General features: G+C 33.8%; 24 protein-coding genes and 4 tRNA genes. 26 read left to right on the top strand and 2 right to left on the bottom strand.

The window, feature by feature from the left end:
- The first annotated feature begins 188 nt into the window (after nucleotides 1-188).
- The 5 genes from ASE21_RS16970 to ASE21_RS16990 all read left to right on the top strand — a co-directional run bounded on the left by ASE21_RS16970 (nucleotide 189) and on the right by ASE21_RS16990 (nucleotide 4,192).
- The gene (locus ASE21_RS16970) at nucleotides 189-944 is read left to right on the top strand and encodes a hypothetical protein (protein WP_057123923.1); all 756 of its coding nucleotides are present in this window, start codon (nucleotides 189-191) and stop codon (nucleotides 942-944) included.
- A gap of 5 nt (nucleotides 945-949) precedes the next feature.
- Nucleotides 950-1,651 (top strand): lipoyl(octanoyl) transferase LipB, encoded by a 702-nt coding sequence (gene lipB / locus ASE21_RS16975; RefSeq protein WP_057123924.1) that lies wholly within the window; start codon nucleotides 950-952, stop codon nucleotides 1,649-1,651.
- Between the two features lie 18 nt (nucleotides 1,652-1,669).
- On the top strand, nucleotides 1,670-2,485 hold the full coding sequence (locus ASE21_RS16980) for an AraC family transcriptional regulator (protein WP_057123925.1): 816 nt from the start codon (nucleotides 1,670-1,672) through the stop codon (nucleotides 2,483-2,485).
- Between the two features lie 80 nt (nucleotides 2,486-2,565).
- The gene (locus tag ASE21_RS16985) at nucleotides 2,566-3,165 is read left to right on the top strand and encodes an NAD(P)H-dependent oxidoreductase (RefSeq protein WP_057123926.1); all 600 of its coding nucleotides are present in this window, start codon (nucleotides 2,566-2,568) and stop codon (nucleotides 3,163-3,165) included.
- A gap of 172 nt (nucleotides 3,166-3,337) precedes the next feature.
- Nucleotides 3,338-4,192, top strand: a complete 855-nt coding sequence (locus ASE21_RS16990; protein WP_128414714.1) for a nuclear transport factor 2 family protein — start codon at nucleotides 3,338-3,340, stop codon at nucleotides 4,190-4,192.
- A 62-nt stretch (nucleotides 4,193-4,254) separates the two neighbouring features.
- Here ASE21_RS16990 and ASE21_RS16995 read toward each other — a convergent pair whose 3' ends face one another.
- Complete coding sequence (locus ASE21_RS16995) at nucleotides 4,255-4,923, bottom strand: ribonuclease HII (protein WP_057123985.1); 669 nt, start codon at nucleotides 4,921-4,923, stop codon at nucleotides 4,255-4,257.
- Nucleotides 4,924-5,092: 169 nt separating this feature from the next.
- On the opposite strand from ASE21_RS16995, the gene ASE21_RS17000 reads away from it, so the two are divergent.
- The 4 genes from ASE21_RS17000 to ASE21_RS17015 all read left to right on the top strand — a co-directional run bounded on the left by ASE21_RS17000 (nucleotide 5,093) and on the right by ASE21_RS17015 (nucleotide 10,222).
- Entirely contained in the window at nucleotides 5,093-7,072 is a 1,980-nt protein-coding gene (locus ASE21_RS17000) for a putative porin (protein ID WP_057123928.1), read from the top strand.
- A gap of 47 nt (nucleotides 7,073-7,119) precedes the next feature.
- On the top strand, nucleotides 7,120-8,481 hold the full coding sequence (locus ASE21_RS17005) for a pyridoxal-phosphate dependent enzyme (protein ID WP_057123929.1): 1,362 nt from the start codon (nucleotides 7,120-7,122) through the stop codon (nucleotides 8,479-8,481).
- Nucleotides 8,482-8,627: 146 nt separating this feature from the next.
- On the top strand, nucleotides 8,628-9,899 hold the full coding sequence (locus ASE21_RS17010; RefSeq protein ID WP_057123930.1) for a DUF2851 family protein: 1,272 nt from the start codon (nucleotides 8,628-8,630) through the stop codon (nucleotides 9,897-9,899).
- Between the two features lie 95 nt (nucleotides 9,900-9,994).
- Complete coding sequence (locus tag ASE21_RS17015) at nucleotides 9,995-10,222, top strand: PspC family transcriptional regulator (RefSeq protein WP_007810860.1); 228 nt, start codon at nucleotides 9,995-9,997, stop codon at nucleotides 10,220-10,222.
- A 71-nt stretch (nucleotides 10,223-10,293) separates the two neighbouring features.
- On the opposite strand, the gene ASE21_RS17020 is transcribed toward ASE21_RS17015, so the two are convergent.
- Nucleotides 10,294-11,805 carry an amino acid permease gene (locus ASE21_RS17020; RefSeq protein ID WP_057123931.1) on the bottom strand — a complete coding sequence of 504 codons (1,512 nt, stop codon included), beginning with the start codon at nucleotides 11,803-11,805 and terminating at the stop codon, nucleotides 10,294-10,296.
- A gap of 286 nt (nucleotides 11,806-12,091) precedes the next feature.
- Here ASE21_RS17020 and ASE21_RS17025 point away from each other — a divergent pair, with 286 nt between their 5' ends.
- From ASE21_RS17025 to rpoB, 17 genes are all read left to right on the top strand, one after another.
- On the top strand, nucleotides 12,092-12,967 hold the full coding sequence (locus ASE21_RS17025; RefSeq protein WP_057123932.1) for a ComEA family DNA-binding protein: 876 nt from the start codon (nucleotides 12,092-12,094) through the stop codon (nucleotides 12,965-12,967).
- 14 nt (nucleotides 12,968-12,981) lie between these two features.
- On the top strand, nucleotides 12,982-14,124 hold the full coding sequence (locus ASE21_RS17030; protein ID WP_057123933.1) for an acyl-CoA dehydrogenase family protein: 1,143 nt from the start codon (nucleotides 12,982-12,984) through the stop codon (nucleotides 14,122-14,124).
- A 133-nt stretch (nucleotides 14,125-14,257) separates the two neighbouring features.
- On the top strand, nucleotides 14,258-14,452 hold the full coding sequence (gene rpsU, locus ASE21_RS17035) for a 30S ribosomal protein S21 (RefSeq protein ID WP_012024008.1): 195 nt from the start codon (nucleotides 14,258-14,260) through the stop codon (nucleotides 14,450-14,452).
- Nucleotides 14,453-14,582: 130 nt separating this feature from the next.
- Complete coding sequence (locus ASE21_RS17040; protein WP_057123934.1) at nucleotides 14,583-15,476, top strand: tyrosine-type recombinase/integrase; 894 nt, start codon at nucleotides 14,583-14,585, stop codon at nucleotides 15,474-15,476.
- A gap of 34 nt (nucleotides 15,477-15,510) precedes the next feature.
- Nucleotides 15,511-15,813 (top strand): ribosome hibernation-promoting factor, HPF/YfiA family, encoded by a 303-nt coding sequence (gene hpf, locus ASE21_RS17045; RefSeq protein WP_053472330.1) that lies wholly within the window; start codon nucleotides 15,511-15,513, stop codon nucleotides 15,811-15,813.
- A gap of 90 nt (nucleotides 15,814-15,903) precedes the next feature.
- Nucleotides 15,904-15,977 (top strand) — tRNA-Thr (locus ASE21_RS17050).
- 61 nt (nucleotides 15,978-16,038) lie between these two features.
- Nucleotides 16,039-16,119: transfer RNA gene (locus ASE21_RS17055), tRNA-Tyr, on the top strand.
- An 81-nt stretch (nucleotides 16,120-16,200) separates the two neighbouring features.
- Nucleotides 16,201-16,272: transfer RNA gene (locus ASE21_RS17060), tRNA-Thr, on the top strand.
- Nucleotides 16,273-16,327: 55 nt separating this feature from the next.
- A complete protein-coding gene (tuf, locus tag ASE21_RS17065) occupies nucleotides 16,328-17,515 on the top strand; it encodes an elongation factor Tu (RefSeq protein ID WP_057123935.1) in 1,188 nt (395 codons plus the stop codon).
- Between the two features lie 60 nt (nucleotides 17,516-17,575).
- Nucleotides 17,576-17,646, top strand: a tRNA-Trp gene (locus ASE21_RS17070).
- 18 nt (nucleotides 17,647-17,664) lie between these two features.
- Nucleotides 17,665-17,862: a preprotein translocase subunit SecE gene (gene secE / locus ASE21_RS17075; protein WP_008466927.1), complete on the top strand. Its 198-nt coding sequence runs from the start codon at nucleotides 17,665-17,667 to the stop codon at nucleotides 17,860-17,862.
- Nucleotides 17,863-17,872: 10 nt separating this feature from the next.
- The gene (gene nusG / locus ASE21_RS17080; protein ID WP_057123936.1) at nucleotides 17,873-18,424 is read left to right on the top strand and encodes a transcription termination/antitermination protein NusG; all 552 of its coding nucleotides are present in this window, start codon (nucleotides 17,873-17,875) and stop codon (nucleotides 18,422-18,424) included.
- Between the two features lie 66 nt (nucleotides 18,425-18,490).
- A complete protein-coding gene (gene rplK / locus ASE21_RS17085; RefSeq protein WP_008466923.1) occupies nucleotides 18,491-18,928 on the top strand; it encodes a 50S ribosomal protein L11 in 438 nt (145 codons plus the stop codon).
- 13 nt (nucleotides 18,929-18,941) lie between these two features.
- On the top strand, nucleotides 18,942-19,631 hold the full coding sequence (gene rplA / locus ASE21_RS17090; RefSeq protein WP_012024013.1) for a 50S ribosomal protein L1: 690 nt from the start codon (nucleotides 18,942-18,944) through the stop codon (nucleotides 19,629-19,631).
- Nucleotides 19,632-19,653: 22 nt separating this feature from the next.
- Nucleotides 19,654-20,157 (top strand): 50S ribosomal protein L10, encoded by a 504-nt coding sequence (gene rplJ / locus ASE21_RS17095; RefSeq protein WP_057123937.1) that lies wholly within the window; start codon nucleotides 19,654-19,656, stop codon nucleotides 20,155-20,157.
- Nucleotides 20,158-20,249: 92 nt separating this feature from the next.
- On the top strand, nucleotides 20,250-20,621 hold the full coding sequence (gene rplL / locus ASE21_RS17100) for a 50S ribosomal protein L7/L12 (protein WP_057123938.1): 372 nt from the start codon (nucleotides 20,250-20,252) through the stop codon (nucleotides 20,619-20,621).
- Nucleotides 20,622-20,885: 264 nt separating this feature from the next.
- On the top strand, nucleotides 20,886-24,698 hold the full coding sequence (gene rpoB / locus ASE21_RS17105; RefSeq protein WP_057123939.1) for a DNA-directed RNA polymerase subunit beta: 3,813 nt from the start codon (nucleotides 20,886-20,888) through the stop codon (nucleotides 24,696-24,698).
- Nucleotides 24,699-24,823 lie beyond the last annotated feature (125 nt).

Raw genomic sequence — 24,823 nt, forward strand, 5'->3', positions numbered from 1 at the left:
ACAGATTTATATTTTTGAAGTTTAGACTAAAAAAGTACTGCATAAAACTGTTTCATCCGTAAGATCAGTGAACTGTTTTTTAAATTTACAGATTTAAAAGCCATCAAATCTTAGTGTCTTAGAATCTCAGAACCTTAGTATCTTTAAATAAAATACTCTTCGTATATTTGATAAAAATTTTCACAACTATGAAATTATATAAATTACTATGTTTCTCCTTTTTAATTGCAGTTTTAACAAGCTGTACTTTCACTGAAAATATAACGATCAACGATAACGGAACCGGGAATTTTGCTGTCGATATGGACGGTTCTGCTTTAATGGAAATGGCAGGCGATCAAATTGGAAATCAAATGGGAGCTGATGCTAAAAAAGACATCGATTCTACCTTTACTTTCAAACAATTGTTTGCAGACAAAAAAGACAGCATTGCAAAAATGTCTCCGGAAGCACAGCAAGAAATTAAAAAACTCGAAAATTTCGTAGTTCACACCAAAATGAGTGCTGAGAAAAAACAGTTTTTAATGACTTTTACTACTGATTTTAAAAACGTAAATGAACTTCAGGATATTTTACAAACAGCAAGTACACTTCAAAAACTGGAAGGCGGTGCAGCTGCAGCAAGTCCAATGGGAAGCGGTTTTGGAAATAACAACAGCAAATTAAGTTATACTTACGACGGAAAGAAATTTATAAGAAAAGCGACAATCGATCAGCAAAAACTGAAAGAAGTCAAAAAAGATTCGGCGGCTGCAATGTCTAAAATGATGTTTGCTTCATCCAATTATGTGATCAAATATCATTTTCCAAAAAAAATAAAGAAAGTATCGAACCCGAATGCCTTATTTAGTGACGATAGAAAATCAATTACAATTCAGTACACTTTCACGGATTATATGGAGAATCCTGACAAACTTAACTTTGAAGTCGAGTTTGAAAAATAATAAAAATGAATACAAAAATTCAACTTCAGGATCTTGGAAACCGGGATTATAAATCGACTTGGGAATATCAGGAAGAACTTTTCAAGGATATTGTCGATTTAAAAATCAAAAACAGAAGAGAAGAACTTGACTTGCCAACACCAAATTATTTGTTGTTTGTAGAACATCCGCATGTTTATACTTTGGGCAAAAGCGGCGATTTAGAAAACTTATTATTAAACGAAAAACAGCTCGAAGCAAAAGGAGCGACCTTTTATAAAATCAACCGGGGAGGTGATATTACCTATCACGGCCCGGGACAAATTGTTGGATATCCTATCCTTGATTTAGAAAATTTCTTTACGGATATTCATAAATACCTGCGGTTTCTGGAAGAAGCTATTATTCTCACTTTAGCAGAATACGGTTTGGAATCGGGCAGAAGTGAAGGCGAAACCGGAGTATGGCTTGGTGTAGGAACTCCGTTTGCACGTAAAATATGTGCAATGGGCGTGCGTGCTTCGCGCTGGGTTACCATGCACGGATTTGCTTTAAACGTAAATGTCGATTTAGGTTATTTTGATAACATAATTCCGTGCGGAATTCGCGGAAAAGGCGTTACTTCACTAAACGTTGAACTTGGTGTTGAAAAAGTTGACGAAGAAGAAGTAAAGTCTAAAATCATAAAACATTTAACGAATTTATTTGAAGCTGAATTTATTAAATAAGTTCCTGAAATCTATAGTATGAAAAATGCTGAAGAAAATAACAATTACAGAATTGCTGTTCCTTCAGCATTTGAAACTGTTTTTTCGCACTTCTATTTTGCCGAAAACAAAACAGAATTTCCCATTACAAAAACGCTGCTTCCAAGTTTTCAAACCATTCTGGTTTTTAATTTCGGAGCCAGATCATTCTTAAAATCACAGCAGAATACTGTTCTTGAAGTCAAAAAATGTATGGTTTTAGGCCCGATAAAACAAGCTTTTGATTATACTTTAGAACCTGGGTCAGAGATTTTGACGGCCAATTTTAAAGAAGATGCTTTTTATAGATTCTTTGGCAATGCACTTTTTGATTCTCTGCCCATACATCCTGATAATTTACTTAATGAAAATTGTTTTACCCTTTTATGGGAAGAACTAAAAAATATTTCTGATACAAAAGAACGCGTCGATTATATTTTAGATTTTTGCAGGCCTTATTTAAAAGATCAAAATCAAATAACAACGCTTTTAACCGATTTTCAGGATCAAAATCTGAACCCAATAAAAGCAATAGCATCGCAGATCAACCAGACTGAAAGGAATATTCAGCTGAACCAAAAAAAGATTTTTGGATATACTATTAAAGAAGCAAATCGGTATGAACGGTTTCTTAAAGCAATAAATCAGATTCAGAAAAATATAATAAACGAATCAAAAACAGATTGGTTAAATATTGTAGACCAATGCGGTTATTATGATCAAAGCCAGCTTATTCATGATTTTAAATATTACATGAATATTTCCCCAACTAAATTTCTTCAATTTCAAAACGATATCTGCAGTTCAAAAGTATAATCAGGATTTCGTTTTCTTACAATTGCAGCCCAAACGTACATTATACATTTGTCATGTTCAATCTTTAAATATAGAAAAACATGAAAAATTTAATTATTTATGCACATCCAAATTCAGGAAGTTTAAATCATTTCTTTAAAAACACAATTATAGAATTTTTAGAAAAATCCGGACAAGAAATTGTCGTTCGCGATTTAAATGAAATCAATTTTAATCCGGTTCTTTCTTTGCAGGATATGCAGGGACAAAGAATGGGACAAGTTGCTGAAGATGTACAAACAGAACAGGATTTTATTTCCCGTGCAGACAGAATTATTTTTATTTACCCAATTTGGTGGACCGGAATGCCGGCTATTATGAAAGGTTATATCGATCGTGTTTTTAGCTACGGATTTGCTTATCGATACGATCAGGGCATTCAAAAAGGTTTGCTGACAGGAAAACAAACTATAATTGTAAACTCTCACGGAAAATCAAATGCTGAATATGAAGCGATGGGAATGGACAAAGCGTTAGAATTAACTTCTGATACCGGGATTTTTAAATATTGCGGATTAGAAATTAAAAAGCATTTTTATTTTGACAAAGCCGACAGAGCTTCTCAAGAAAGCATATCTGAATGGGAAAATGAACTCAAAACTGCTTTTAGAATGATTGATGAAGTTTCTGTTTTTGGATAGAAGTTCCTTTTGTAAAAGGATTATTAAAAAAAAACTAAAAATACCAGGATAAGAGCCTTAATTTTGAATGGATGGCAAATTACCGCAATAAGATGGTTTTCTAATGTTTTTGTACTAAATTTGGTTTAATACTTAAAATATAAGCTTTTAACTAAATCTAATCTAATTACTTATGAGAAAAATCTACTTCATTTGCTTCCTTTTTATGCTTAATGGTCTTTTTGCTCAAAAGAAAGATAAATTAAATGCAATTGCGGTTTACGAAAAAGTGTGGCAGGAGAAAAACAGTGATGCAAGATTAAAGCTGATTAAAACTATTTGGCTGGACGACAGTACCTTTGAAGATCCTTCGGCATCTATAAAAGGGCAGACTGCTTTGAATAATGTTATAAATGAGTTTTATAAAAAATTTCCCGATGCAGTATTAACATCAGGTTCAAAAGTTGTAAAAGACAATTATGTAACCTGGGAATGGAAGATTTTAGATTCAAAGCAAAACAAACTTATAATGGGCGGACGAGATTTTGCCAGATTAAATGGTAAAGGTCAGGTAAGTAAAATTATTGGCTTTTGGAACTCAGATGTTGCTTTGTCTGATGCGGAAGTTTTACAAAATCTTGAAAATGATAATTTTAAAGTTGCGGCGCAATATTACGAATGTCTTTTTAAAACCAGGGATTTTATTAAAATGGCTTCATTAATAGAAGATGGCGCAATTTATAATCAGGCAGAAAGCCTTCCTTATGGCGGAACTTATTCTGGTTTTAGCGAATGGACAAAAATGTTTGCAAAATCGACAGAATATTTTGATTCAGAAATTGAGAAAGAACCGGTTTATCTTAGTGATGCAGCTAAGAATGAAGTCATTATTTACTTTACTTTAAAATGTAAAGCTAAAAAATCAGGAAAAAGTCTTTCAGTGCCAATTTCAGAACATTTAGATTTAAAAAACGGAAAAATTACAGCAATCAGATCATTTTATTTTGACACTAAACAATTTGCCGAATTCTTAAAAAGCAGAAAATAAGAGAGGGTTAAAATATATTGGTAATTTAAACTAAAAAAGGCTTATCCATTGATAAGCCTTTTTTATTCTTCAAAGAAATTGAGTTCCAGCTGATCTGGCAAAAGCCTGAAACTCATTCGGTGATATTTTGTAGTGCCGTATTTTCTAATAGCGTCACGATGTTCTTTTGTTGGATAACCTTTATTTTTTTTCCAGTTATACATTGGAAATTCTTCATGAATTTGATCCATATATTCATCGCGGTACGTTTTTGCCAAAACAGAAGCAGCGGCAATACTCAGGAATTTTGCATCGCCTTTTATAATACTTTGGTTTGGGATTGATTTTAGTAATGTAATTTCTTCATGAGTAAATTGTCTTCCAAAACTATTTTTCAATCCAAGTTTGGCATTAAGGGAGCGATTTCCATCAACAATAATATATTCAGGAACATGTTTTAATTTTAAAATACATTCCTGCATTCCTTTCATCGACGCATTTAAAATATTTATTTCGTCAATTTCATCCGGAAACAAATGTGTTACGGCAAAACACACGGCATGTTTTTCAATGATTGGTTTTAAAAATGTGCGTGTTTTTTCAGAAAGCTGTTTACTGTCATTTAAAATTTCGTGTTCAAAATCTGCAGGCAGTATTATGGCTGCAGCCGTTACAGGCCCGGCAAGACAACCCCGGCCGGCTTCGTCAGTTCCGGTTTCTAAAATAAATCCTGAGAAATTTTTTTCAAGCATTTTTAAAATTTTAAAAGACAAATATGATAAAATTTTCCACAAAAATATTCGTTTTCATTCTGTCAGCCAAGGCAATTATATAAATTAAAGTGTTTTTTTATTTATACATATTTATCATTTACCTTTGCTTAGCAAATTTTGTCGAAATAATTACATATAAAGCCATCAAATGAGAATATTCATTTTTCTATATCTATTAGTTGTACCAGCATTATTGTTTTCTCAGGAAAAACCAAAACCAGCTTCTAAAAATAATTTAGATATAAATACCCAATATTCAAGTATAACGGATACTCTCAAAAAAAAGAAAGCAAAAATTGCTACTATTGACCAGTATCAAATTATTACATTAGAACATGATACTATTTATGCAGATACTTCGCTGACGATAAAAAGCGCTTATAAACAAAATCATCTTCGAAAAGACCTTTTTGGACTTTTAGAACTTTCTAACATTGGCCAGCCGCTTAATACACTGCAATATAGTTTAACTAGTTTTTCGCCGTATCCGGAAATTGGTTTTACAGCTAAACACTGGAATTACATACAAGCAGACGAAGTACGATATTATTCTGCAGCGACACCATTAACAGAATTATTTTTTAATACAACCATTAATAAAGGACAAAATGTAGATTCATTTATTACGCTGAATGTTTCTAAAAACCTTAATTTTTCTATTGCGTACAGAGGTTTGCGTTCAGAAGGAGATTATATCAATCAATTAGTGAGTGCCGGAAATTTCAGGTTTACAACCAGTTATGCAACAACAAGCAGAAGATATGCCTTAAATGCACATTATACCTATCAGGATAATTCAAATGAAGAAAATGGAGGAATCACTACCATAGAAGATTTTAGCAGCGGCGATCCTGATTTTAAAAACCGTCAGCGTCTTCAGGTTTATTTAACAGATGCAAAATCATTTTTAAAAGGAAGGCGTTTGTTTTTTGATCACGCCTTTAGGATAAACCCAACAAACGGAAACAACAATTTATACATCAATCACCAGTTAAATTACGAAAATAAATTTTTTGAATACAACCAGCCAACTGTCCTTTCTTTAGTTGATGGTATAGAAGATCCTGTACAGCGTTTTGGAGAATCTTATGTAACAAGCGGTATAAACGATCAGACACATTTTGAAAGACTTTATAATAAAGTGGGTGTGGCTTATGAGAATTCTCTTTTAGGAAAATTCAATTTCTTTCTTGATGATTACAGGTCTAATTATCAATACGATAAAATTATTGTTCATGCAGATAAAACTACAATTCCGGATAATTTATTTTTGCAGATAAACAATTTTGGAGCGCAGTACGAATATCAAAAAAACAAATGGAATGGACGATTTTTATATTCAAGATCGATTACCAATCAGTCTCTTTCTGATCTGGATGCGAAACTGCGTTATAACTTAAATGAAAAAATCCAGTTTGATTTCAGATACAGAAACATCAACAAACTGCCAAATAATAACTATAATTTGTATCAAAGCAGTTATGTAGAATACAATTGGTCAAATAATTTTAAGAACGAAAAAATAAACTCTTTAGGCGCCAACATTTTTACACCGTGGCTGAATGCTGAGGTTAACTATACGGTTCTAAAAGATCATTTGTATTTTGCAGATGCGGCAACTGATGTACAAATGGAGCAGCGTCAGCAGATTATAAAACCGTTTCAGTACGGAAATGCAATTAATTATTTAGAAATTAAAGCTAACAGAGAATTTAAATTTGGAAAATTTGCTTTGGATAATACCTTATTGTATCAAAAAGTAGATCAATCTGAAGCGATTTTAAATGTGCCGGATTTTGTCACCAGAAACGCAATATATTATTCCAATTACTTTTTCAAAAAAGCATTATATGCCCAGGGTGGAATTGTATTTAATTATTTTACCAAATATTATGGCAATGATTATAATCCGGTTATTGGAGAGTTTTTTGTTCAGGATAAAACCGAAATTGGGAATTATGCCACTTTTGATATTTTTATTAATGCAAGAATTCGCCAGACCCGTTTTTATGTAAAAGGAGAACATTTAAACGCTTTATTTTCAAGTAGTAATTATTTCTCTACGCCTAATAACCCTTATCGTGATTTTGTAATCAGATTTGGTTTAGTTTGGAATTTCTTCCAATAAATTAGTCGTAACTTCATTTTAAAACCAAATATTAAACTTAAATAAAAATGGACTTTTCAAATAATATTTTAGAAACAATTGGTAATACACCATTGGTAAAACTCAACAAAATTGTTGCTGAAATTGATGCATTAGTGTTGGCAAAAGTCGAAACTTTTAATCCCGGAAATTCTGTAAAAGACAGAATGGCTGTGAAAATGATTGAAGATGCCGAAGCTGACGGCCGACTTAAACCAGGCGGAACTATTATCGAGGGAACTTCCGGAAATACCGGAATGGGACTTGCATTGGTTGCAATTGTAAAAGGTTACAAATTGATTTGTGTAATCTCTGATAAACAATCAAAAGAAAAAATGGATATTCTTCGTGCTGTTGGTGCAAAAGTAGTGGTTTGCCCTACGGATGTTGAACCAACAGATCCTCGTTCGTATTATTCAGTTTCGAAGCGTCTGGCAGAAGAAACACCAAATTCATGGTATGTAAATCAATACGATAATATGTCGAATTCATTGGCACATTACGAACAGACAGGACCTGAAATCTGGAAACAAACAGATGGTAAAATAACCCATTTTGTGGTGGGAGTTGGAACAGGCGGAACAATTTCGGGAGTTGGAAAATACTTAAAAGAAAAAAATCCAAATATTAAAATTTGGGGAATCGATACGTATGGTTCTGTTTTTAAAAAATATCATGAAACAGGAATTTTTGATGAAAACGAAATTTACTCTTATATAACAGAAGGAATAGGAGAAGATATTTTGCCAAAAAATGTTGATTTTTCTTTAATTGACGGATTCACAAAAGTAACCGATAAAGATGCAGCAGTTTACACCAGAAAAATTGCACTCGAAGAAGGAATCTTTGTAGGTAACTCAGCCGGAGCCTGTATTAAAGGTTTATTGCAGTTAAAAGAACATTTTAAACCAGATGATGTGGTGGTGGTTTTATTTCATGATTCAGGAAGCCGTTATGTTGGTAAAATGTTTAATGATGACTGGATGCGTGAGCGCGGATTTTTAGAAGAAAACATTACAAAAGCCGAAGATGTTATTAAAGATCACATTGATAAAGAATTAATCGTTGTTCGTACAGAAGAATTAGTTTCGCACGCAATTGAGCGTATGCGTAAATATAAAATCTCACAGATTCCGGTAGTCGACATAAATGGTTTTGTAGGTTCTGTTGATGAAACTGATTTGTTTAGAAGCTATGTTGCCGATAAAAATGTAGCAGAAAAACCAATTAAAGATGTAATGGGAAAACCTTTTCCAATCGTAAAACTTGGAACTCCAATCGAAGAAGTTTCTAAACTTTTCAGTAAAGAAAACGATGCTGTTTTAATTGATTTAGGAAATGGAAGCCATCACATTATTACCAAATATGATATTATTGGTTCGATAAAATAAACTTTTATAAACATATTTTAAATCCACAAACTGATTTTTTGATCGATTTGTGGATTTTTCTTTTTGCAGACTAACTAAAAATGAATTTAATTTGTAAGAATAGTTTTAAATTTATTATTTTTAGCCTTTAATTTTATAGTCTAAGAATGAAAGAAGATTTTCTTCATTATCTCTGGAGATTCAAAAAGTTCCATACTTTGAATCTTAAAACTTTTCAAAATGAATCAATCACAATTATTAAAACGGGTGATTATTTAGAACTTTCGGGACCAGATTTCTTTAATGCCCATGTTAAAATTGGAGATCAAAAATGGGCAGGAAATGTTGAGATTCACTTAAAATCGTCAGATTGGTATTTGCACAATCATGAGAAAGATCCGGCTTATGATAATGTAATTCTTCATGTAGTTTGGGAAAATGATACAGCTATTTTTAGAGAAAACAATACCGAAATTCCAGTCTTGGTTCTTAAAGATTATATAGACAAAGAAGTACTGGCTGCCTACAACAAATTACTTTCTCCTAAAACATGGATTTCATGTGAAAAGCAAATCAGTGAAATTGATGGTTTTGTTTTTAAAAACTGGCAGGAAAGATTGTTTTTTGAACGTTTGGAGCGAAAATCAAAATTTATTTATGAATTACTGCAAGAAACAAATCAAGACTGGGAAGCTGTTTTGTTTTCCCTGCTGGCCAAAAACTTTGGTTTAAATACAAACGGATTGTCTTTTTTCCAGATGTCAAAAGCAATTCCTTTTACCATAATCAGAAAAGAAAGTTTTGAAGTTGAAAATCTCGAGTCGTTACTATTTGGGACTTTAAATTTGCTGGACAGCGAAAAAGAAGATGTTTATTTTAAAGATTTAAAGTTTAGGTATTTTTATCTTTTACATAAATATCAGCTTGAGAAACCTTTTATAGATCCTGTTGCATTTTTTAAGCACCGGCCGGATAATTTTCCAACAATAAGACTTTCTCAATTGGCTAATTTATATCACAAAAATCAAAACCTGTTCTCTAAAATAATCGATTTAAAATCAGTAAAAAGTGTATATGAGCTGATGAATGTTTCAGTAAGTTCGTATTGGCAGAATCATTATCAATTCGATAAAGAAAGCCCTAAAAAAGCCAAAATATTATCTAAATCATTTCTTGATCTAATAATTATAAACACGATCATTCCAATTCAGTTTGCTTATGCTCATATAATGGGAGAATCGGTTTCTGAAAATTTGATTGATTTTATGAATGAAGTTGCACCGGAAAAAAATGCAATTATCGATAAGTTTGATTTTTTTGGAATAAAAGCTGAGAATGCCTTTGAAACCCAAACGTTATTAGAACTTAAAAATGAATACTGCAATCATAAAGGATGTTTAAAATGCGCAGTAGGAATGGAGCTTCTCAAAAATAATTAGATAATTAAAAAAGGTGATAATAGGATAATTTGTACTTTTGTCATCCTGAATGAAGTTGAAGGAATCTAAAATCTCAACTCTAAAATTAAAAAAACATGTCAGCTATCTTAAAATTAAAATTCTTTTTTGAAAAATATGGTTTTCATGTATCTTCAAGACTTGCAGACAAACTGGGAATGCGTGTAACAAGCGTGAGATTATTTTTTATTTACATTTCATTTGTAACTGCCGGTTTAGGTTTTGGAGTTTACCTTACATTAGCCTTTTGGATTCGTCTAAAAGATTTAATACGAGCTAAAAGAACCTCAGTTTTTGATTTATAAATCTGTAATCTGATTTTACGATAAATAAAAAAACCTGTTCAATTGAACAGGTTTTTTTATGATACATCTTTTTAGATTTCTTCGATTTCGTTTTGAATATTATTAAGTTTTGCTCTTTTTTTACTGTAAGCAAAATACACAATAATACCTAAAGTTCCCCAGCATAAAAAGGCAATCCAGGTTTCATGTCTCACCTGAGTCATTAAGAATAAATTAAAACATACTCCTAAAGTTCCAACAAGATAAACTGCTGGTGTTTTATAATGTCTTTCTAGTTCTGGTTTTTTATATCTTAAAATCATTACGGCAACACATACCATTCCAAATGCCAGTAATGTTCCCATACTACACATTTCGCTTACTTTTTCGATTGGAGTAAGTGCAGCAACAATCGAAATAATTGTTCCTACTAAAAATGTGCTTTTATAAGGTGTTTTGAAATTTGTGTGCAGTTTGCTGAAAAATGGAGGCAATAAACCATCTCTTGACATTCCTAAGAAAATACGTGTTTGTCCAAGCATCATAACAAGCATTACAGAGGTTAAACCGGCAGTTGCTGCAATTGTAATAATGAATACTGCCCAAGTTAATCCGTTTTCGCTAAAAGCAGAAGCTACCGGAGCCGCTTTGTCTAATTGATCGTAATGTACCATTCCAGTTAATACTAATGATACCAGAATGTAAAGAATTGTACAAATTACTAATGAAGCAATAATGGCAAAAGGAACGTCTTTTTTAGGATTAATAGCTTCTCCGGCCTGAGTCGAAACAGCGTCAAAACCAATATAGGCAAAGAATACAATTGTTGCAGCAGTTAAAACACCGCCAAATCCAAAGTTCATTTTCCCTGTTGCATTTCCAAGTGCGTCTAAAGCAGGAACTTCTGCAGGAATAAATGGATGCCAATTTGCTGTATTAATGTAGAATGCACCACAAATAATTACAAAAAGAACAACAGCAATTTTTACAATTACGATAATATTATTTGTACTTGCCGCTTCTTTAATTCCTTTTATAAGAATTGCAGTTACGATCCATGTGATGATAAAAGCAGGTAAGTTAAATGCAAATGTAGGTACATCAATTTGATCGAGAGGGAATTCTTTATTATGTTCGGTAATTTTTTCTATAGCAGTATGTAAGTCATTACAGAGCCAGATTGGAATATTAATTCCAAACAAATGGAGAAGTTTTACAAAATAACCGCTCCAGGCGACCGCAACGGTGGTGGCTCCCATCATGTACTCCAAAATTAAGTTCCACCCAATGAACCATGCAAAAATTTCGCCGATTGTTCCGTATGCATAAGCGTACGCAGAACCTTCTACTGGTAGTACTGAAGCAAATTCAGCATAACAAAGAGAAGCAAATAAACAGCCTATACCTGCAATAACAAAGGATAGAGCCAGAGCTGGACCCGCATAATCATGAGCTGCGATTCCTGTTAAAGTGAAAATTCCTCCACCTATGATTGCCCCAATTCCTAATGAGGTTAATCCCCATCTTGTAAGAACTCTTTTTAAATCACTTTTTTTCATATCGGCCTCAAAGGCTGATATTGGTTTAACTCTCCAAATTGACATACTATTTTATTGGTTTATTGTTATTAAGCTCCAAATGTATCGTTTTTTGTAAAAAATAAAAACAATAATGATATTTTAAGTTATAAAATATTTAATTTTTTGATTTATTGTGTTACCAATCTTCTGTTAATGCTGAGTTTATTTTAATCTCTATTATATCGATTGAGTTGAAATTAATAATTTCGAAAATAATATTTTTAGTATTTTTCTTAATAAATATAAATATTATCCCTTATTTTATCGTTTTTTAATAACACAAATAATTAGTAATAATAACAGATTTCAGATGTTTCGTCAATATTTTAAATTTACAAGCCAGCAAAAAACGGGTATTTTTTTACTTTTTGCCATAATAATTACATTGCAGTTTATTTATTTTTTTGTCGATTTTAACCAGTATGAAAAAACTTTTCCTGAAGAGGAAAAATGGTTATCCTTACAAAAGGAAATAGATATGGCAAAAGAAGCCAAATATAATGCAAAGCAAAAGGTATATACTTTTAATCCTAATTTCATAACTGATTATAAAGGATACAAACTCGGAATGTCTGTTGCTGAAATTGATCGTCTGCTGGCATTTCGAAAAGAAAACAAATATGTAAACTCGCCAGAAGAATTTCAGAAGGTAACCCAAATTTCAGATTCATTATTACAGGTAATAGCGCCTTTGTTTAAATTTCCGGACTGGACACAAAATAATACTGGCTTCAAAACGCAAAAAAAAGAATATATCCAGAAAACATTTTCTAAAAAAGAAAATATAGTCATTGAAGATATAAACCAGGCAAGTCAGGAAGATTTAGTTGCAATATATGGCATTGGCGAAGCCTTGTCTTCAAGAATATTAAAACAAAAAGAAATTTTAGGAGGTTTTGTTTCAATGGAACAGCTGGAAGATGTTTGGGGACTTTCTCCGGAAGTTATAACGCAGCTCAACAGTCATTTTAAAGTTGTAATGCCGTCCGGTTTTAAGAAGATTGCTATAAACGACGCCTCGTTAAAAGAATTATCACAGTTTCCGTACTTTAAATATGCACTTGCAAAACAAATCATAACTTATAGAAGTATGAATGGAAATTTTAATAATATTGAGGATTTGTCAAAAATTAAAGGTTTTCCTGTTGAAAAAGCAAAAATAATTAGTTTATATTTGGAGTTCTAAAAAATTACTAACTAATGAATTTTGAATATAACGAAATGCAGTCTATGATTGCTCAATCTATAAAAGACTTTGCAGAAAAAAATATAAAGCCACACATAATGGAGTGGGATGAAGCCCAGATTTTTCCAATAGACTTGTTTAAAAAGCTTGGAGAAATGGGGTTTATGGGAGTTTTAGTGCCTGAAGAATATGGAGGATCGGGATTAGGTTATCACGAATACATTACAGTTGTCGAGGAGATTTCAAAAGTAGATCCTTCAATAGGTTTGTCTGTTGCAGCGCATAATTCGCTTTGTACAAATCATATCCTGACATTTGGAAATGAAGAACAAAAGAAAAAGTTTTTGCCAAAATTGGCTACTGCTGAGTTCATTGGTGCGTGGGGCTTAACAGAACATAATACAGGTTCTGATGCAGGCGGAATGAATACAACTGCAGTTAAAGACGGAGATTTTTGGGTTATTAACGGAGCCAAAAACTTTATTACACATGCAATATCCGGAGATGTTGCGGTCGTAATTGTTAGAACTGGAGAAAAAGGAGATTCTAAAGGAATGACTGCGTTTGTTTTAGAGAAAGGAATGGCAGGATTTTCTTCGGGTAAAAAAGAAAATAAATTAGGGATGCGTGCCAGCGAAACTGCTGAATTAGTTTTTGATAATTGCCGCGTTCCCGACGCAAACAGATTAGGAGAAGTTGGTCAGGGATTTGTTCAGGCAATGAAAATTTTAGACGGAGGCCGAATTTCAATTGGCGCCCTGTCATTAGGAATTGCGAAAGGAGCTTACGAAGCCGCATTAAAATATTCAAAAGAAAGATATCAGTTTGGACAGCCGATAAGTAGTTTTCAGGGAATTTCATTTAAACTGGCGGACATGGCAACTGAAATCGAAGCTTCGGAATTATTATTGCATAAAGCAGCCTATTTAAAGCAGCAGCATAAGCCGGTAACTACTTCTGGGGCAATGGCAAAAATGTATGCTTCAGAAGCTTGTGTGAAAATTGCAAATGAAGCAGTTCAGATTCACGGTGGCTATGGGTATACAAAAGATTTTCCGGTAGAAAAATTCTACAGAGATTCAAAATTATGTACAATTGGAGAAGGAACAACTGAAATTCAGAAACTGGTAATATCAAGAAACTTGCTGAAAGAATAAAGAGTAAAGAGTGCTGCTAAAATCTATTTTCTTTACTCTATATTCTATTCTATAAAAAAATCCAGAATTTATAATTCATATTTAATAATTAATTTTTACATTTGCAGCCTTAACGAGAGGAGGTGTCTATATTATGTTAATTATACCAATTAAAGACGGAGAAAATATCGATAGAGCATTAAAGCGCTATAAAAGAAAATTTGATAAAACAGGAACTGTTCGTCAATTAAGAGCACGTACTGCTTTTATTAAGCCTTCTGTTGTAAAAAGAGCTCAAATTCAAAAAGCTGCTTACATCCAAACTTTGAAAGATAGTTTAGAAAGTTAGTATTTCGCTTTTCAAAAATAATTACCGTTAGTCATCAAAAAGTTTTAACTTTGATGCTAACGGTTTTTTTATTTTAAAACTTTCTGGTGATTTATATAATATAGGTATAGATCGAAAAAAAACTTTTCTGATGGAATCAAACAAAGAAGCATTTCGTAATTATTTACAATTGGAAAAAAAGTACTCTCCCCATACAGTGAATGCTTATTTAAATGATATTTCCTTTTTTGAGGAATTTAACAGATCTCATTTTGAAGAAGAAGGAATTGAAAATGTTAGTTACAGTCAAATCAGGAGCTGGATTGTTTCTTTGGCAGATCAGCAGATTTCTAATGTTTCAATAAATCGAAAAATAGCTTCCTTAAAAGCCTTTTATAAATTTCTTTTGAAGATTAAATATATAGAGGTAAATCCAATGCTTAAGCATAAAGCGCTGAAAACTCCTAAAATTATCCAGATTCCGTTTTCTGAAAAAGAAGTTAATGATTTAATGTCAGGAGTAGATTCTCCTGTGGGATTTGAAGAAATAAGGGATAAACTTATTGTAGATCTTTTTTATACAACAGGAATGCGTCGGGCAGAACTGATAGGGTTGCTGGTAAAGAATGTTGATTTGTCTTCAAAGGTTATTAAAGTTTTAGGGAAGAGAAATAAAGAGCGGATTATTCCGCTTCTGCCAATTGTTGCAGATGAAATTAATTTGTATTTAAAAGAAAGACTGGAGGTTGAGGAAATCATAGATTCGGATTATTTTTTTATTTCGAAAAAAGGGTTAAAATTGAGTGAATCGTTTGTGTATCGATTAATAAATTGTTACTTTAGTAGGGTCTCTGAAAAAGTAAAAAAAAGTCCTCACGTGCTTCGGCATACGTTTGCGACTCATTTATTGAATAACGGGGCAGATTTAAATTCAGTTAAGGAATTATTAGGACATTCGAGTTTGGCATCTACACAGGTTTATACTCATAATAGTTTAGCAGAACTTAAAAAAGTTTATTCAGATGCTCATCCGAGAAACAAATAATAATTCTGAAATGTTTAACCCTAAAATTATTATTATGAAGGTAGATGTTCATGCAGTTAACTTTACTGTCGACAGAAAATTGGTGGATTTTATTCAGGAAAGAATGGATAAGCTGGAAAAGTATTACGACCGAGTTGTTTCGGCTGATGTTTTTTTGAAAGTTGAAAGAACGAGTGATAAGGAGAATAAGGCGGTAGAGATTAAGATTAATGTTCCGGGAGATGAATTTTTGGTTAAAAAACAATGTAAATCCTTTGAAGAAGCGGTTGAGCTTTCAGCAGAATCTTTAGAGCGTTTACTGGTAAAAAGGAAAGAAAAAATCAGAGCACATATTTAATTGAAATTTTTTTTAAAAAATGTTTTGATTCAAAGATAAAATAGCTACATTTGCAGTCCGTTAGAAATAGCGGACTTTTTTAATGTAATCGCCGATGTAGCTCAGCTGGCTAGAGCAGCTGATTTGTAATCAGCAGGTCGTGGGTTCGAGTCCCTCTATCGGCTCAAAAATATTTCAAATGCGATTTGAAATTGTTCTTTTAAAGTATTGAAAATTAAAGAATTAGGGGAGATACTCAAGCGGCCAACGAGGGCAGACTGTAAATCTGCTGTGAAAACTTCGCAGGTTCGAATCCTGCTCTCCCCACAAAAAAAAGGTTTAGATTTAGAATTGTAGTTTTAGATTTTGTTAAAATCTGAAATCAAAAATCAAAAACTAGAACTCTCTGCCGGTGTAGCTCAGGGGTAGAGTGCTTCCTTGGTAAGGAAGAGGTCTCGGGTTCAAATCCCGACATTGGCTCAAGTAAGTAGGAAATTGAAAATTAATATATAACTAAGATTAAAAATTAAGTAAAATGGCAAAGGAGAATTTTAATCGTTCCAAACCGCACTTAAACATAGGTACAATTGGACACGTAGATCACGGAAAAACTACATTAACTGCTGCAATTACAAAAGTATTGTCAGATGCTGGTTACTGTCAAGCAAAATCGTTTGATCAAATCGATAACGCTCCAGAGGAGAAAGAAAGAGGTATTACTATTAATACATCACACGTAGAGTATGAAACTGCTAACCGTCACTACGCTCACGTTGACTGTCCTGGTCACGCGGATTACGTAAAGAACATGGTTACTGGAGCTGCTCAAATGGACGGAGCTATCTTAGTAGTTGCTGCTACAGATGGTCCAATGCCACAAACTCGTGAGCACATCCTTTTAGGACGTCAGGTTGGTATTCCAAGAATCGTTGTTTTCATGAACAAAGTGGATATGGTTGATGATGCTGAGTTATTAGAGCTTGTTGAAATGGAAATTAGAGATTTATTATCTTTCTACGAATATGATGGAGATAATGGTCCTGTAGTTCAAGGTTCTGCTTTAGGAGGATTAAACAATGATCCTGCTTGGGTTCCTAAAATTATTGAATTAATGGAAGCTGTTGATGCTTGGATCGAAGAGCCAGTGCGTGACGTAGCTAAACCATTCTTGATGCCGGTTGAGGACGTATTTACAATTACAGGTCGTGGAACTGTTGCTACAGGTCGTATCGAAACTGGAGTTGCTAACACTGGAGATCCTGTTGAAATCATTGGTATGGGAGCTGAGAAATTAACTTCTACTATTACAGGAGTTGAGATGTTCCGTAAAATCCTTGATAGAGGTGAAGCTGGAGATAACGTAGGTTTATTGTTAAGAGGTATTGATAAAGCTGATATCAAAAGAGGTATGGTTATTATTAAGCCAGGTTCAGTAAAACCACACGCTAAATTCAAAGCTGAGGTTTATATCTTGAAAAAAGAAGAAGGTGGACGTCACACTCCATTCCACAATAACTACCGTCCACAGTTCTACGTACGTACAACTGACGTAACAGGAGTTATTTCTTTACCAGCAGGTGTAGAGATGGTAATGCCAGGTGATAACTTAACTATTGAAGTTGCTTTATTAAGCCCAATTGCTATGAACGTAGGTTTACGTTTCGCTATCCGTGAAGGTGGTAGAACAGTAGGTGCTGGACAAGTTACTGAAATCGTAGAGTAATCTATTATAATAAAAAGAAAAAGCCAGTTGATTTTCTTATGAAATCACTGGCTTTTAATTACGGGCGTAGTTCAAGGGTAGAATAGCGGTCTCCAAAACCGTTGATGGGGGTTCGAATCCCTCCGCCCGTGCAATAAAAAATATATCAAATGACAAAAGTTACTAATTATTTATCAGAGGCTTTCGAGGAATTAAAGTCAAATGTTACTTGGCCTGCTTGGGCTGAAGTTCAAAAATTGACAATTGTTGTGGCTGTATTTTCGATTCTGTTCGCTTTGGCAACTTGGGGAGTAGACGAATTTTTTGCAAAAGCTTTGGCTGGATTTTTTAACTGGTTAAAAGGATAATTTTTTTGTGATGGCAGATAATAATGTGAAAAAATGGTATGTAGTTAGAGCTGTAAGCGGCCAGGAAAATAAGGTAAAAGCTTACATCGAAACTGAGATTGCCAGATTAGGTATGGGTGATTATGTTTCCCAGGTTTTGGTGCCTACAGAAAAAGTAGTTACTGTAAAAGAAGGGAAAAAAATGTCTAAGGATAAAGTTTATTTCCCTGGATATGTTATGATTGAAGCCAACTTAGTTGGTGAGATACCTCATATTATTAAATCTGTTACAAGTGTAATTGGTTTCTTGGGTGAAATTAAAGGCGGAGAACCTGTTCCTTTAAGGCTGTCTGAAGTAAACCGTATGTTAGGTAAAGTGGATGAGTTGGCTGTAAATACAGATACTCGTGCTATTCCTTTCACTTTAGGTGAAACGGTAAAAGTGATCGATGGTCCTTTTAATGGTTTTAACGGTACGGTTGAAAAAATCAATGAAGAAAAGCGTAAACTTGAAGTTATGGTTAAAATTTTCGGAAGAAAAACACCATTGGAATTGAGTTTTATGCAAGTAGAAAAAGTATAATTTTTTGTTACACTATAATAACCATTGTAATCGCTTCCATTGATTGCAGTGTTAAATTTTTTAAAAATGGCTAAAGAAATTAGTAAGGTAGTTAAACTACAAGTTAAGGGAGGTGCTGCGAATCCGTCGCCACCGGTTGGACCTGCTTTAGGAGCTGCTGGGGTTAATATCATGGAGTTTTGTAAGCAATTTAATGCTAGAACTCAGGATAAACCTGGCAAAATTTGTCCAGTGCAAATCACTGTGTACAAAGACAAATCATTCGATTTTGTTGTTAAGACTCCTCCAGCAGCAGTTCAGTTAATGGAAGCTGCAAAGCTAAAATCTGGTTCTGGTGAGCCTAATCGTAAAAAAGTAGCTAGCGTTACTTGGGAACAAATTAGAACTATTGCTGAAGACAAAATGCCAGACTTAAACGCTTTCACAATTGAGAAAGCAATGAGTATGGTTGCTGGAACAGCTAGATCTATGGGTATAACTGTATCAGGAGATGCTCCTTTTTAATTAAGAAAAAGACATGGCAAAATTAACAAAAAAGCAAAAAGAGGCTGCTTCAAAAATTGAAAAGAACAAATTATACTCTCTAAAAGATGCTGCGGCATTATTGAAAGTTGTTGCTTCTGCAAAATTTGATGAGTCTGTTGATATCGCAGTTCGTTTGGGTGTAGATCCAAGAAAAGCGAATCAAATGGTAAGAGGTGTGGTAACTTTACCTCACGGAACAGGAAAGGATGTTAAAGTATTAGCATTGGTTACTCCGGATAAAGAGGCTGAAGCAAGAGAGGCTGGAGCAGATCATGTTGGTCTTGATGATTACTTACAAAAAATTAAAGACGGCTGGACTGATGTTGATGTTATCATCACTATGCCTGCTGTTATGGGTAAATTAGGTCCATTAGGTCGTATTTTAGGACCTAGAGGTTTAATGCCAAACCCTAAAACAGGTACTGTAACTATGGATGTTGCAAAAGCTGTTCAAGAGGTTAAAGCTGGTAAAATTGACTTTAAAGTTGATAAAACTGGTATCGTTCACGCAGGAATTGGTAAAGTTTCTTTTGGAGCTGAGCAAATTGTTGACAACGCACACGAAATTATTCAAACATTAATAAAACTTAAACCAACTGCTGCTAAAGGTACATACATTAAAGGTATCCACCTTACAAGCACTATGAGTCCTGCGATTGCATTAGACCCAAAAGCAGTATAATTGGTAGTTAAAAATTTTTAGTATGACTAGAGAAGAAAAATCAATCGCGATTGAAAATTTAACTGCGCAGTTAGCTGGTACAAATATCATTTATGTATCTGATATTTCTGGTTTAAACGCAGAGACAACTTCAAACTTGCGTAGAGCTTGCTTCAAAGCAGGTATCAAATTAGAGGTTGTAAAGAACACTTTGCTTGCAAAAGCAATGGAAGCTTCTGCTAATGATTATGGTGATTTACCTACAGTTTTAAGTGGTAACAGTGCTATATTTATTTCTGATGTTGCTAATGCACCTGGTAAAATTATCAAAGATTTCCGTAAGAAATCTGATAAACCAGTTTTAAAAGGAGCTTACATCAACTCTGAAGTATATATTGGAGACAACCAATTGGAAGCATTAGCTACAATTAAATCTAAAGAAGAGCTTATCGGAGAAATCATTGGATTATTACAATCTCCAGCTCAAAGAATTATTTCTGCTTTACAAAACAAATTCGCTGGCAGCGAAGAAGAAACTGAAGCATAATAATCAATGCATGGAAGCTCGCTTCCTTGCTGCTTAATTAGCGCACAATAATTAAATTATATTTTACAAAATCATTTTAAACGATAGAAAAAATGGCAGATTTGAAACAATTCGCAGAACAATTAGTTAACTTAACAGTTAAAGAAGTTAACGAATTAGCAACAATATTAAAAGACGAGTATGGTATCGAGCCTGCTGCTGCAGCTGTAGTAGTTGCTGCTGGTGGTGGAGAAGGTGCTGCTGAAGAAGCACAAACTGAATTTACAGTTGTATTAAAAGATGCAGGAGCTTCTAAATTAGCTGTTGTAAAATTAGTTAAAGAATTAACTGGTTTAGGTCTTAAAGAAGCTAAAGATGTAGTTGACGGTGCTCCATCAAACGTAAAAGAAGGTGTTTCTAAAGAAGAGGCTGAAGGTCTTAAAAAATCATTAGAAGAAGCTGGAGCTGTTGTTGAGTTAAAATAACAAAACGCAGTTTAGAACTAGGTTTAGACCTTGGATGGAATCATCCAAGGGTCTAAACCATTTTTCGTATAATAAAATATATCAAATTTTATTATCAAATAGTTTAAAATACGAAAAAGTTTTTGATCAATACGAAGAAAAAAAATAGAACTCACTTTTGCTGTTTATTTTTAAAGATGTATTGATTATAATAAGAAAGTATAGATTAAACAGTGTGTTTTACACAAAAAAATTACTTTTTTTTAATCAAAATTTTGTCCATTGATGATAACAAATCAGACTGAAAGATTGAATTTTGCCTCTACAAAAAATATCCCTGATTATCCGGATTTCTTGGATGTTCAGGTTAAATCTTTTAAAGATTTCTTTCAATTAGAAACTAAATCTGACGAAAGAGGCAACGAAGGGTTATACAACACCTTCATGGAAAACTTCCCAATTACAGATACAAGAAATAACTTTGTATTGGAGTTCCTAGATTATTTTGTTGATCCGCCGCGTTATACAATTCAAGAATGTATAGAGAGAGGTCTTACTTATAGTGTGCCTTTAAAAGCCAGGTTGAAACTATACTGTACAGATCCAGAACACGAAGATTTTGAAACAATTGTACAAGATGTTTATCTTGGAACAATTCCTTATATGACTCCTAGCGGTACCTTTGTGATCAATGGTGCTGAGCGTGTAGTAGTATCACAATTACACCGCTCTCCTGGAGTTTTCTTTGGACAGTCATTCCACGCAAATGGAACTAAACTTTATTCTGCCAGAGTAATTCCTTTTAAAGGATCTTGGATAGAATTTTCTACAGATATCAACAGCGTTATGTACGCGTATATCGATAGAAAGAAAAAATTACCTGTAACAACTTTATTCCGTGCAATCGGATTCGAAAGAGATAAGGATATTCTTGAAATTTTCGACTTAGCGGAAGAAATTAAAGTTTCTAAAACGGGTATTAAGAAATATATTGGAAGAAGACTTGCTGCACGTGTTTTGAATACATGGCACGAGGATTTCGTAGATGAGGATACTGGAGAAGTAGTTTCTATCGAACGTAACGAAATCATCCTTGATCGTGACACTATTATCGACAAAGATAATGTTGAAGAGATCATCGATTCTAACGTAAAATCTATTTTGTTACACAAAGAGGATAATAACCAGGCAGATTATGCTATTATCCACAACACGTTACAAAAAGATCCAACTAACTCTGAAAAAGAAGCTGTAGAGCACATTTACCGTCAGCTGCGTAACGCTGAACCGCCTGATGAGGAAACTGCTCGTGGTATTATAGATAAATTGTTCTTCTCTGACCAACGTTATAACTTAGGTGAGGTAGGTCGTTACAGAATGAACAAGAAATTGAATTTAGATATCCCTATGGATAAGCAAGTGCTTACTAAAGAAGATATCATTACAATCGTAAAATATTTGATCGAATTGATTAACTCTAAAGCAGAGATTGATGATATTGATCACTTATCAAACCGTCGTGTTAGAACAGTTGGTGAACAATTGTCTCAACAATTCGGTGTTGGTTTAGCACGTATGGCCAGAACCATTCGTGAGAGAATGAACGTTAGAGATAACGAGGTGTTTACGCCAATTGATTTGATTAATGCTAAAACATTATCATCAGTTATCAACTCTTTCTTTGGAACTAACCAGTTATCTCAATTTATGGATCAAACGAATCCATTAGCTGAGATTACACACAAAAGAAGACTTTCTGCACTTGGACCAGGTGGACTTTCGAGAGAAAGAGCTGGTTTCGAGGTTCGTGACGTTCACTATACGCACTATGGACGTTTATGTCCGATTGAGACTCCAGAGGGACCAAACATTGGTTTGATTTCATCTCTTGGTGTTTACGCTAAAGTAAACGGAATGGGATTCATCGAAACACCTTACCGTAAAGTAACTAATGGTGTAGTTGATTTAGAAAGTACTCCAGTTTACTTGAGTGCTGAAGAAGAAGAAGGTAAAATGATTGCTCAGGCAAACATTGAAATGGACGCTTCTGGTAAAATTACAGCTAGCAATGTAATTGCTCGTGAGGAGGGTGACTTCCCGGTTGTTGAGCCATCAGTAGTTCATTATACAGACGTTGCTCCTAATCAGATTGCTTCGATTTCTGCATCTTTGATTCCTTTCCTGGAGCATGATGATGCGAACCGTGCGTTGATGGGATCAAACATGATGCGTCAGGCAGTTCCTTTGATCCGTCCTGAAGCACCAATTGTAGGTACAGGTTTAGAGCGTCAGGTAGCTTCAGATTCAAGAGTATTAATCAATGCTGAAGGGCATGGAACTGTTGAATATGTTGATGCTAATATCATTACTATTAAATACGATCGTACAGAAGACGAAAGAATGGTTAGTTTTGATGCTGATGAAAAAACTTACAACCTAATTAAATTTAGAAAAACCAATCAGGGTACAAGTATCAACTTGAAACCAATCGTAAGAAAAGGTGACAGAGTTGTTCCTGGACAAGTATTATCAGAAGGTTATGCTACTCAAAATGGAGAATTAGCTTTAGGTAGAAACTTAAAAGTTGCGTTCATGCCATGGAAAGGATACAACTTCGAGGATGCGATTGTTATTTCTGAAAAAGTAGTTCGTGATGATATTTTTACTTCTATCCACGTTGATGATTATTCATTAGAGGTTAGAGATACTAAGTTAGGAAATGAAGAGTTAACAAACGATATTCCTAACGTTTCTGAAGAAGCTACTAAAGATTTAGATGAAAACGGTATGATCAGAATTGGAGCAGAGGTAAAACCTGGCGATATTTTGATTGGAAAAATTACACCAAAAGGAGAATCAGATCCTACTCCGGAAGAGAAATTGCTTCGTGCAATCTTTGGAGATAAAGCGGGAGATGTAAAAGATGCTTCATTAAAAGCTTCTCCATCTTTACATGGTGTAGTTCTTGACAAAAAATTATTTGCAAGAGCCGTAAAAGATAAACGTAAGCGTACTCAGGATAAAGATGCTTTAGGAGCTCTTGAAATGGAGTTTGAAACTAAATTTGTTGAATTAAAAGACAGATTAGTTGAAAAATTATTCCTGATCGTAAACGGAAAAACATCTCAGGGTGTAATGAATGATTTGGGTGAAGAAGTTTTACCAAAAGGTAAAAAATATACTCAGAAAATGCTTTACGCAGTAGAAGATTTTGCTCACTTAAGCAAAGGTCAGTGGGTTGCTGATGATGCTACTAATAAAATGGTTAATGATTTAATTCATAACTATAAAATTAAGCTGAACGACTTACAAGGAGCGTTAAGAAGAGAGAAATTCACTATTACAGTAGGAGATGAATTACCATCTGGTATCTTGAAATTAGCTAAGATTTATATTGCTAAAAAACGTAAGCTGAAAGTAGGGGATAAAATGGCAGGACGTCACGGTAACAAAGGTATTGTTGCAAGAATTGTTCGTCATGAAGATATGCCTTTCTTAGAAGACGGAACACCGGTAGATATCGTATTGAATCCACTTGGGGTACCTTCACGTATGAACATTGGTCAGATTTATGAGACTGTTCTTGGATGGGCTGGTATGAACTTGGGTAGAAAATTTGCTACTCCAATTTTTGACGGTGCTTCTCTTGACGAGATCAACGCTTTGACTGATGAAGCTAACGTACCACGTTTTGGACATACATATCTTTATGATGGTGGAACTGGAGAGCGTTTTGCACAAAAAGCAACTGTGGGTGTAATTTACATGCTTAAATTAGGACACATGGTTGATGATAAGATGCACGCACGTTCTATCGGACCATACTCATTAATTACGCAGCAGCCGCTTGGAGGTAAAGCTCAATTTGGAGGTCAGCGTTTTGGAGAGATGGAGGTTTGGGCACTTGAGGCTTATGGAGCTTCTAGTACTTTACGTGAAATCTTAACTGTTAAGTCTGATGACGTTATTGGTAGAGCTAAAACTTACGAAGCTATCGTTAAGGGTGAAACTATGCCAGAACCAGGTTTACCAGAATCATTCAATGTATTAATGCACGAATTGAAAGGTCTTGGATTAGATCTTCGTTTGGAAGAATAATAAAGATATTCAGTTACAGTCTCAGTTTTCAGCTTATTGCTGAAGCTGAGACTTAAACTGTTTAATAAATTAAAGTTTTTAAAGATTTATACCCGTAACCCGTTCCGATTTTTTATAATAATGTA

Origin of the sequence: Flavobacterium sp. Root901, from assembly GCF_001429765.1 — a bacterium.
In the GTDB taxonomy this organism is placed as follows: Bacteria; Bacteroidota; Bacteroidia; order Flavobacteriales; family Flavobacteriaceae; genus Flavobacterium.

What these genes read in the sequence shown, in the direction of transcription:
- rplL (WP_057123938.1), top strand. Translation starts at nt 20,250, where the DNA reads ATGGCAGATTTGAAACAATTCGCAGAACAATTAGTTAACTTAACAGTT.
- lipB (WP_057123924.1), top strand. Translation starts at nt 950, where the DNA reads ATGAATACAAAAATTCAACTTCAGGATCTTGGAAACCGGGATTATAAA.
- ASE21_RS17005 (WP_057123929.1), top strand. Translation starts at nt 7,120, where the DNA reads ATGGACTTTTCAAATAATATTTTAGAAACAATTGGTAATACACCATTG.
- ASE21_RS17030 (WP_057123933.1), top strand. Translation starts at nt 12,982, where the DNA reads ATGAATTTTGAATATAACGAAATGCAGTCTATGATTGCTCAATCTATA.
- rpoB (WP_057123939.1), top strand. Translation starts at nt 20,886, where the DNA reads ATGATAACAAATCAGACTGAAAGATTGAATTTTGCCTCTACAAAAAAT.
- ASE21_RS17010 (WP_057123930.1), top strand. Translation starts at nt 8,628, where the DNA reads ATGAAAGAAGATTTTCTTCATTATCTCTGGAGATTCAAAAAGTTCCAT.
- ASE21_RS16970 (WP_057123923.1), top strand. Translation starts at nt 189, where the DNA reads ATGAAATTATATAAATTACTATGTTTCTCCTTTTTAATTGCAGTTTTA.
- rplJ (WP_057123937.1), top strand. Translation starts at nt 19,654, where the DNA reads ATGACTAGAGAAGAAAAATCAATCGCGATTGAAAATTTAACTGCGCAG.
- rplK (WP_008466923.1), top strand. Translation starts at nt 18,491, where the DNA reads ATGGCTAAAGAAATTAGTAAGGTAGTTAAACTACAAGTTAAGGGAGGT.
- rpsU (WP_012024008.1), top strand. Translation starts at nt 14,258, where the DNA reads ATGTTAATTATACCAATTAAAGACGGAGAAAATATCGATAGAGCATTA.
- ASE21_RS16980 (WP_057123925.1), top strand. Translation starts at nt 1,670, where the DNA reads ATGAAAAATGCTGAAGAAAATAACAATTACAGAATTGCTGTTCCTTCA.
- ASE21_RS16995 (WP_057123985.1), bottom strand. Translation starts at nt 4,923, where the DNA reads ATGCTTGAAAAAAATTTCTCAGGATTTATTTTAGAAACCGGAACTGAC.
- ASE21_RS17000 (WP_057123928.1), top strand. Translation starts at nt 5,093, where the DNA reads ATGAGAATATTCATTTTTCTATATCTATTAGTTGTACCAGCATTATTG.
- ASE21_RS16990 (WP_128414714.1), top strand. Translation starts at nt 3,338, where the DNA reads ATGAGAAAAATCTACTTCATTTGCTTCCTTTTTATGCTTAATGGTCTT.
- tuf (WP_057123935.1), top strand. Translation starts at nt 16,328, where the DNA reads ATGGCAAAGGAGAATTTTAATCGTTCCAAACCGCACTTAAACATAGGT.
- rplA (WP_012024013.1), top strand. Translation starts at nt 18,942, where the DNA reads ATGGCAAAATTAACAAAAAAGCAAAAAGAGGCTGCTTCAAAAATTGAA.
- nusG (WP_057123936.1), top strand. Translation starts at nt 17,873, where the DNA reads ATGGCAGATAATAATGTGAAAAAATGGTATGTAGTTAGAGCTGTAAGC.
- ASE21_RS16985 (WP_057123926.1), top strand. Translation starts at nt 2,566, where the DNA reads ATGAAAAATTTAATTATTTATGCACATCCAAATTCAGGAAGTTTAAAT.
- ASE21_RS17025 (WP_057123932.1), top strand. Translation starts at nt 12,092, where the DNA reads ATGTTTCGTCAATATTTTAAATTTACAAGCCAGCAAAAAACGGGTATT.
- ASE21_RS17015 (WP_007810860.1), top strand. Translation starts at nt 9,995, where the DNA reads ATGTCAGCTATCTTAAAATTAAAATTCTTTTTTGAAAAATATGGTTTT.
- secE (WP_008466927.1), top strand. Translation starts at nt 17,665, where the DNA reads ATGACAAAAGTTACTAATTATTTATCAGAGGCTTTCGAGGAATTAAAG.
- ASE21_RS17040 (WP_057123934.1), top strand. Translation starts at nt 14,583, where the DNA reads ATGGAATCAAACAAAGAAGCATTTCGTAATTATTTACAATTGGAAAAA.
- ASE21_RS17020 (WP_057123931.1), bottom strand. Translation starts at nt 11,805, where the DNA reads ATGTCAATTTGGAGAGTTAAACCAATATCAGCCTTTGAGGCCGATATG.
- hpf (WP_053472330.1), top strand. Translation starts at nt 15,511, where the DNA reads ATGAAGGTAGATGTTCATGCAGTTAACTTTACTGTCGACAGAAAATTG.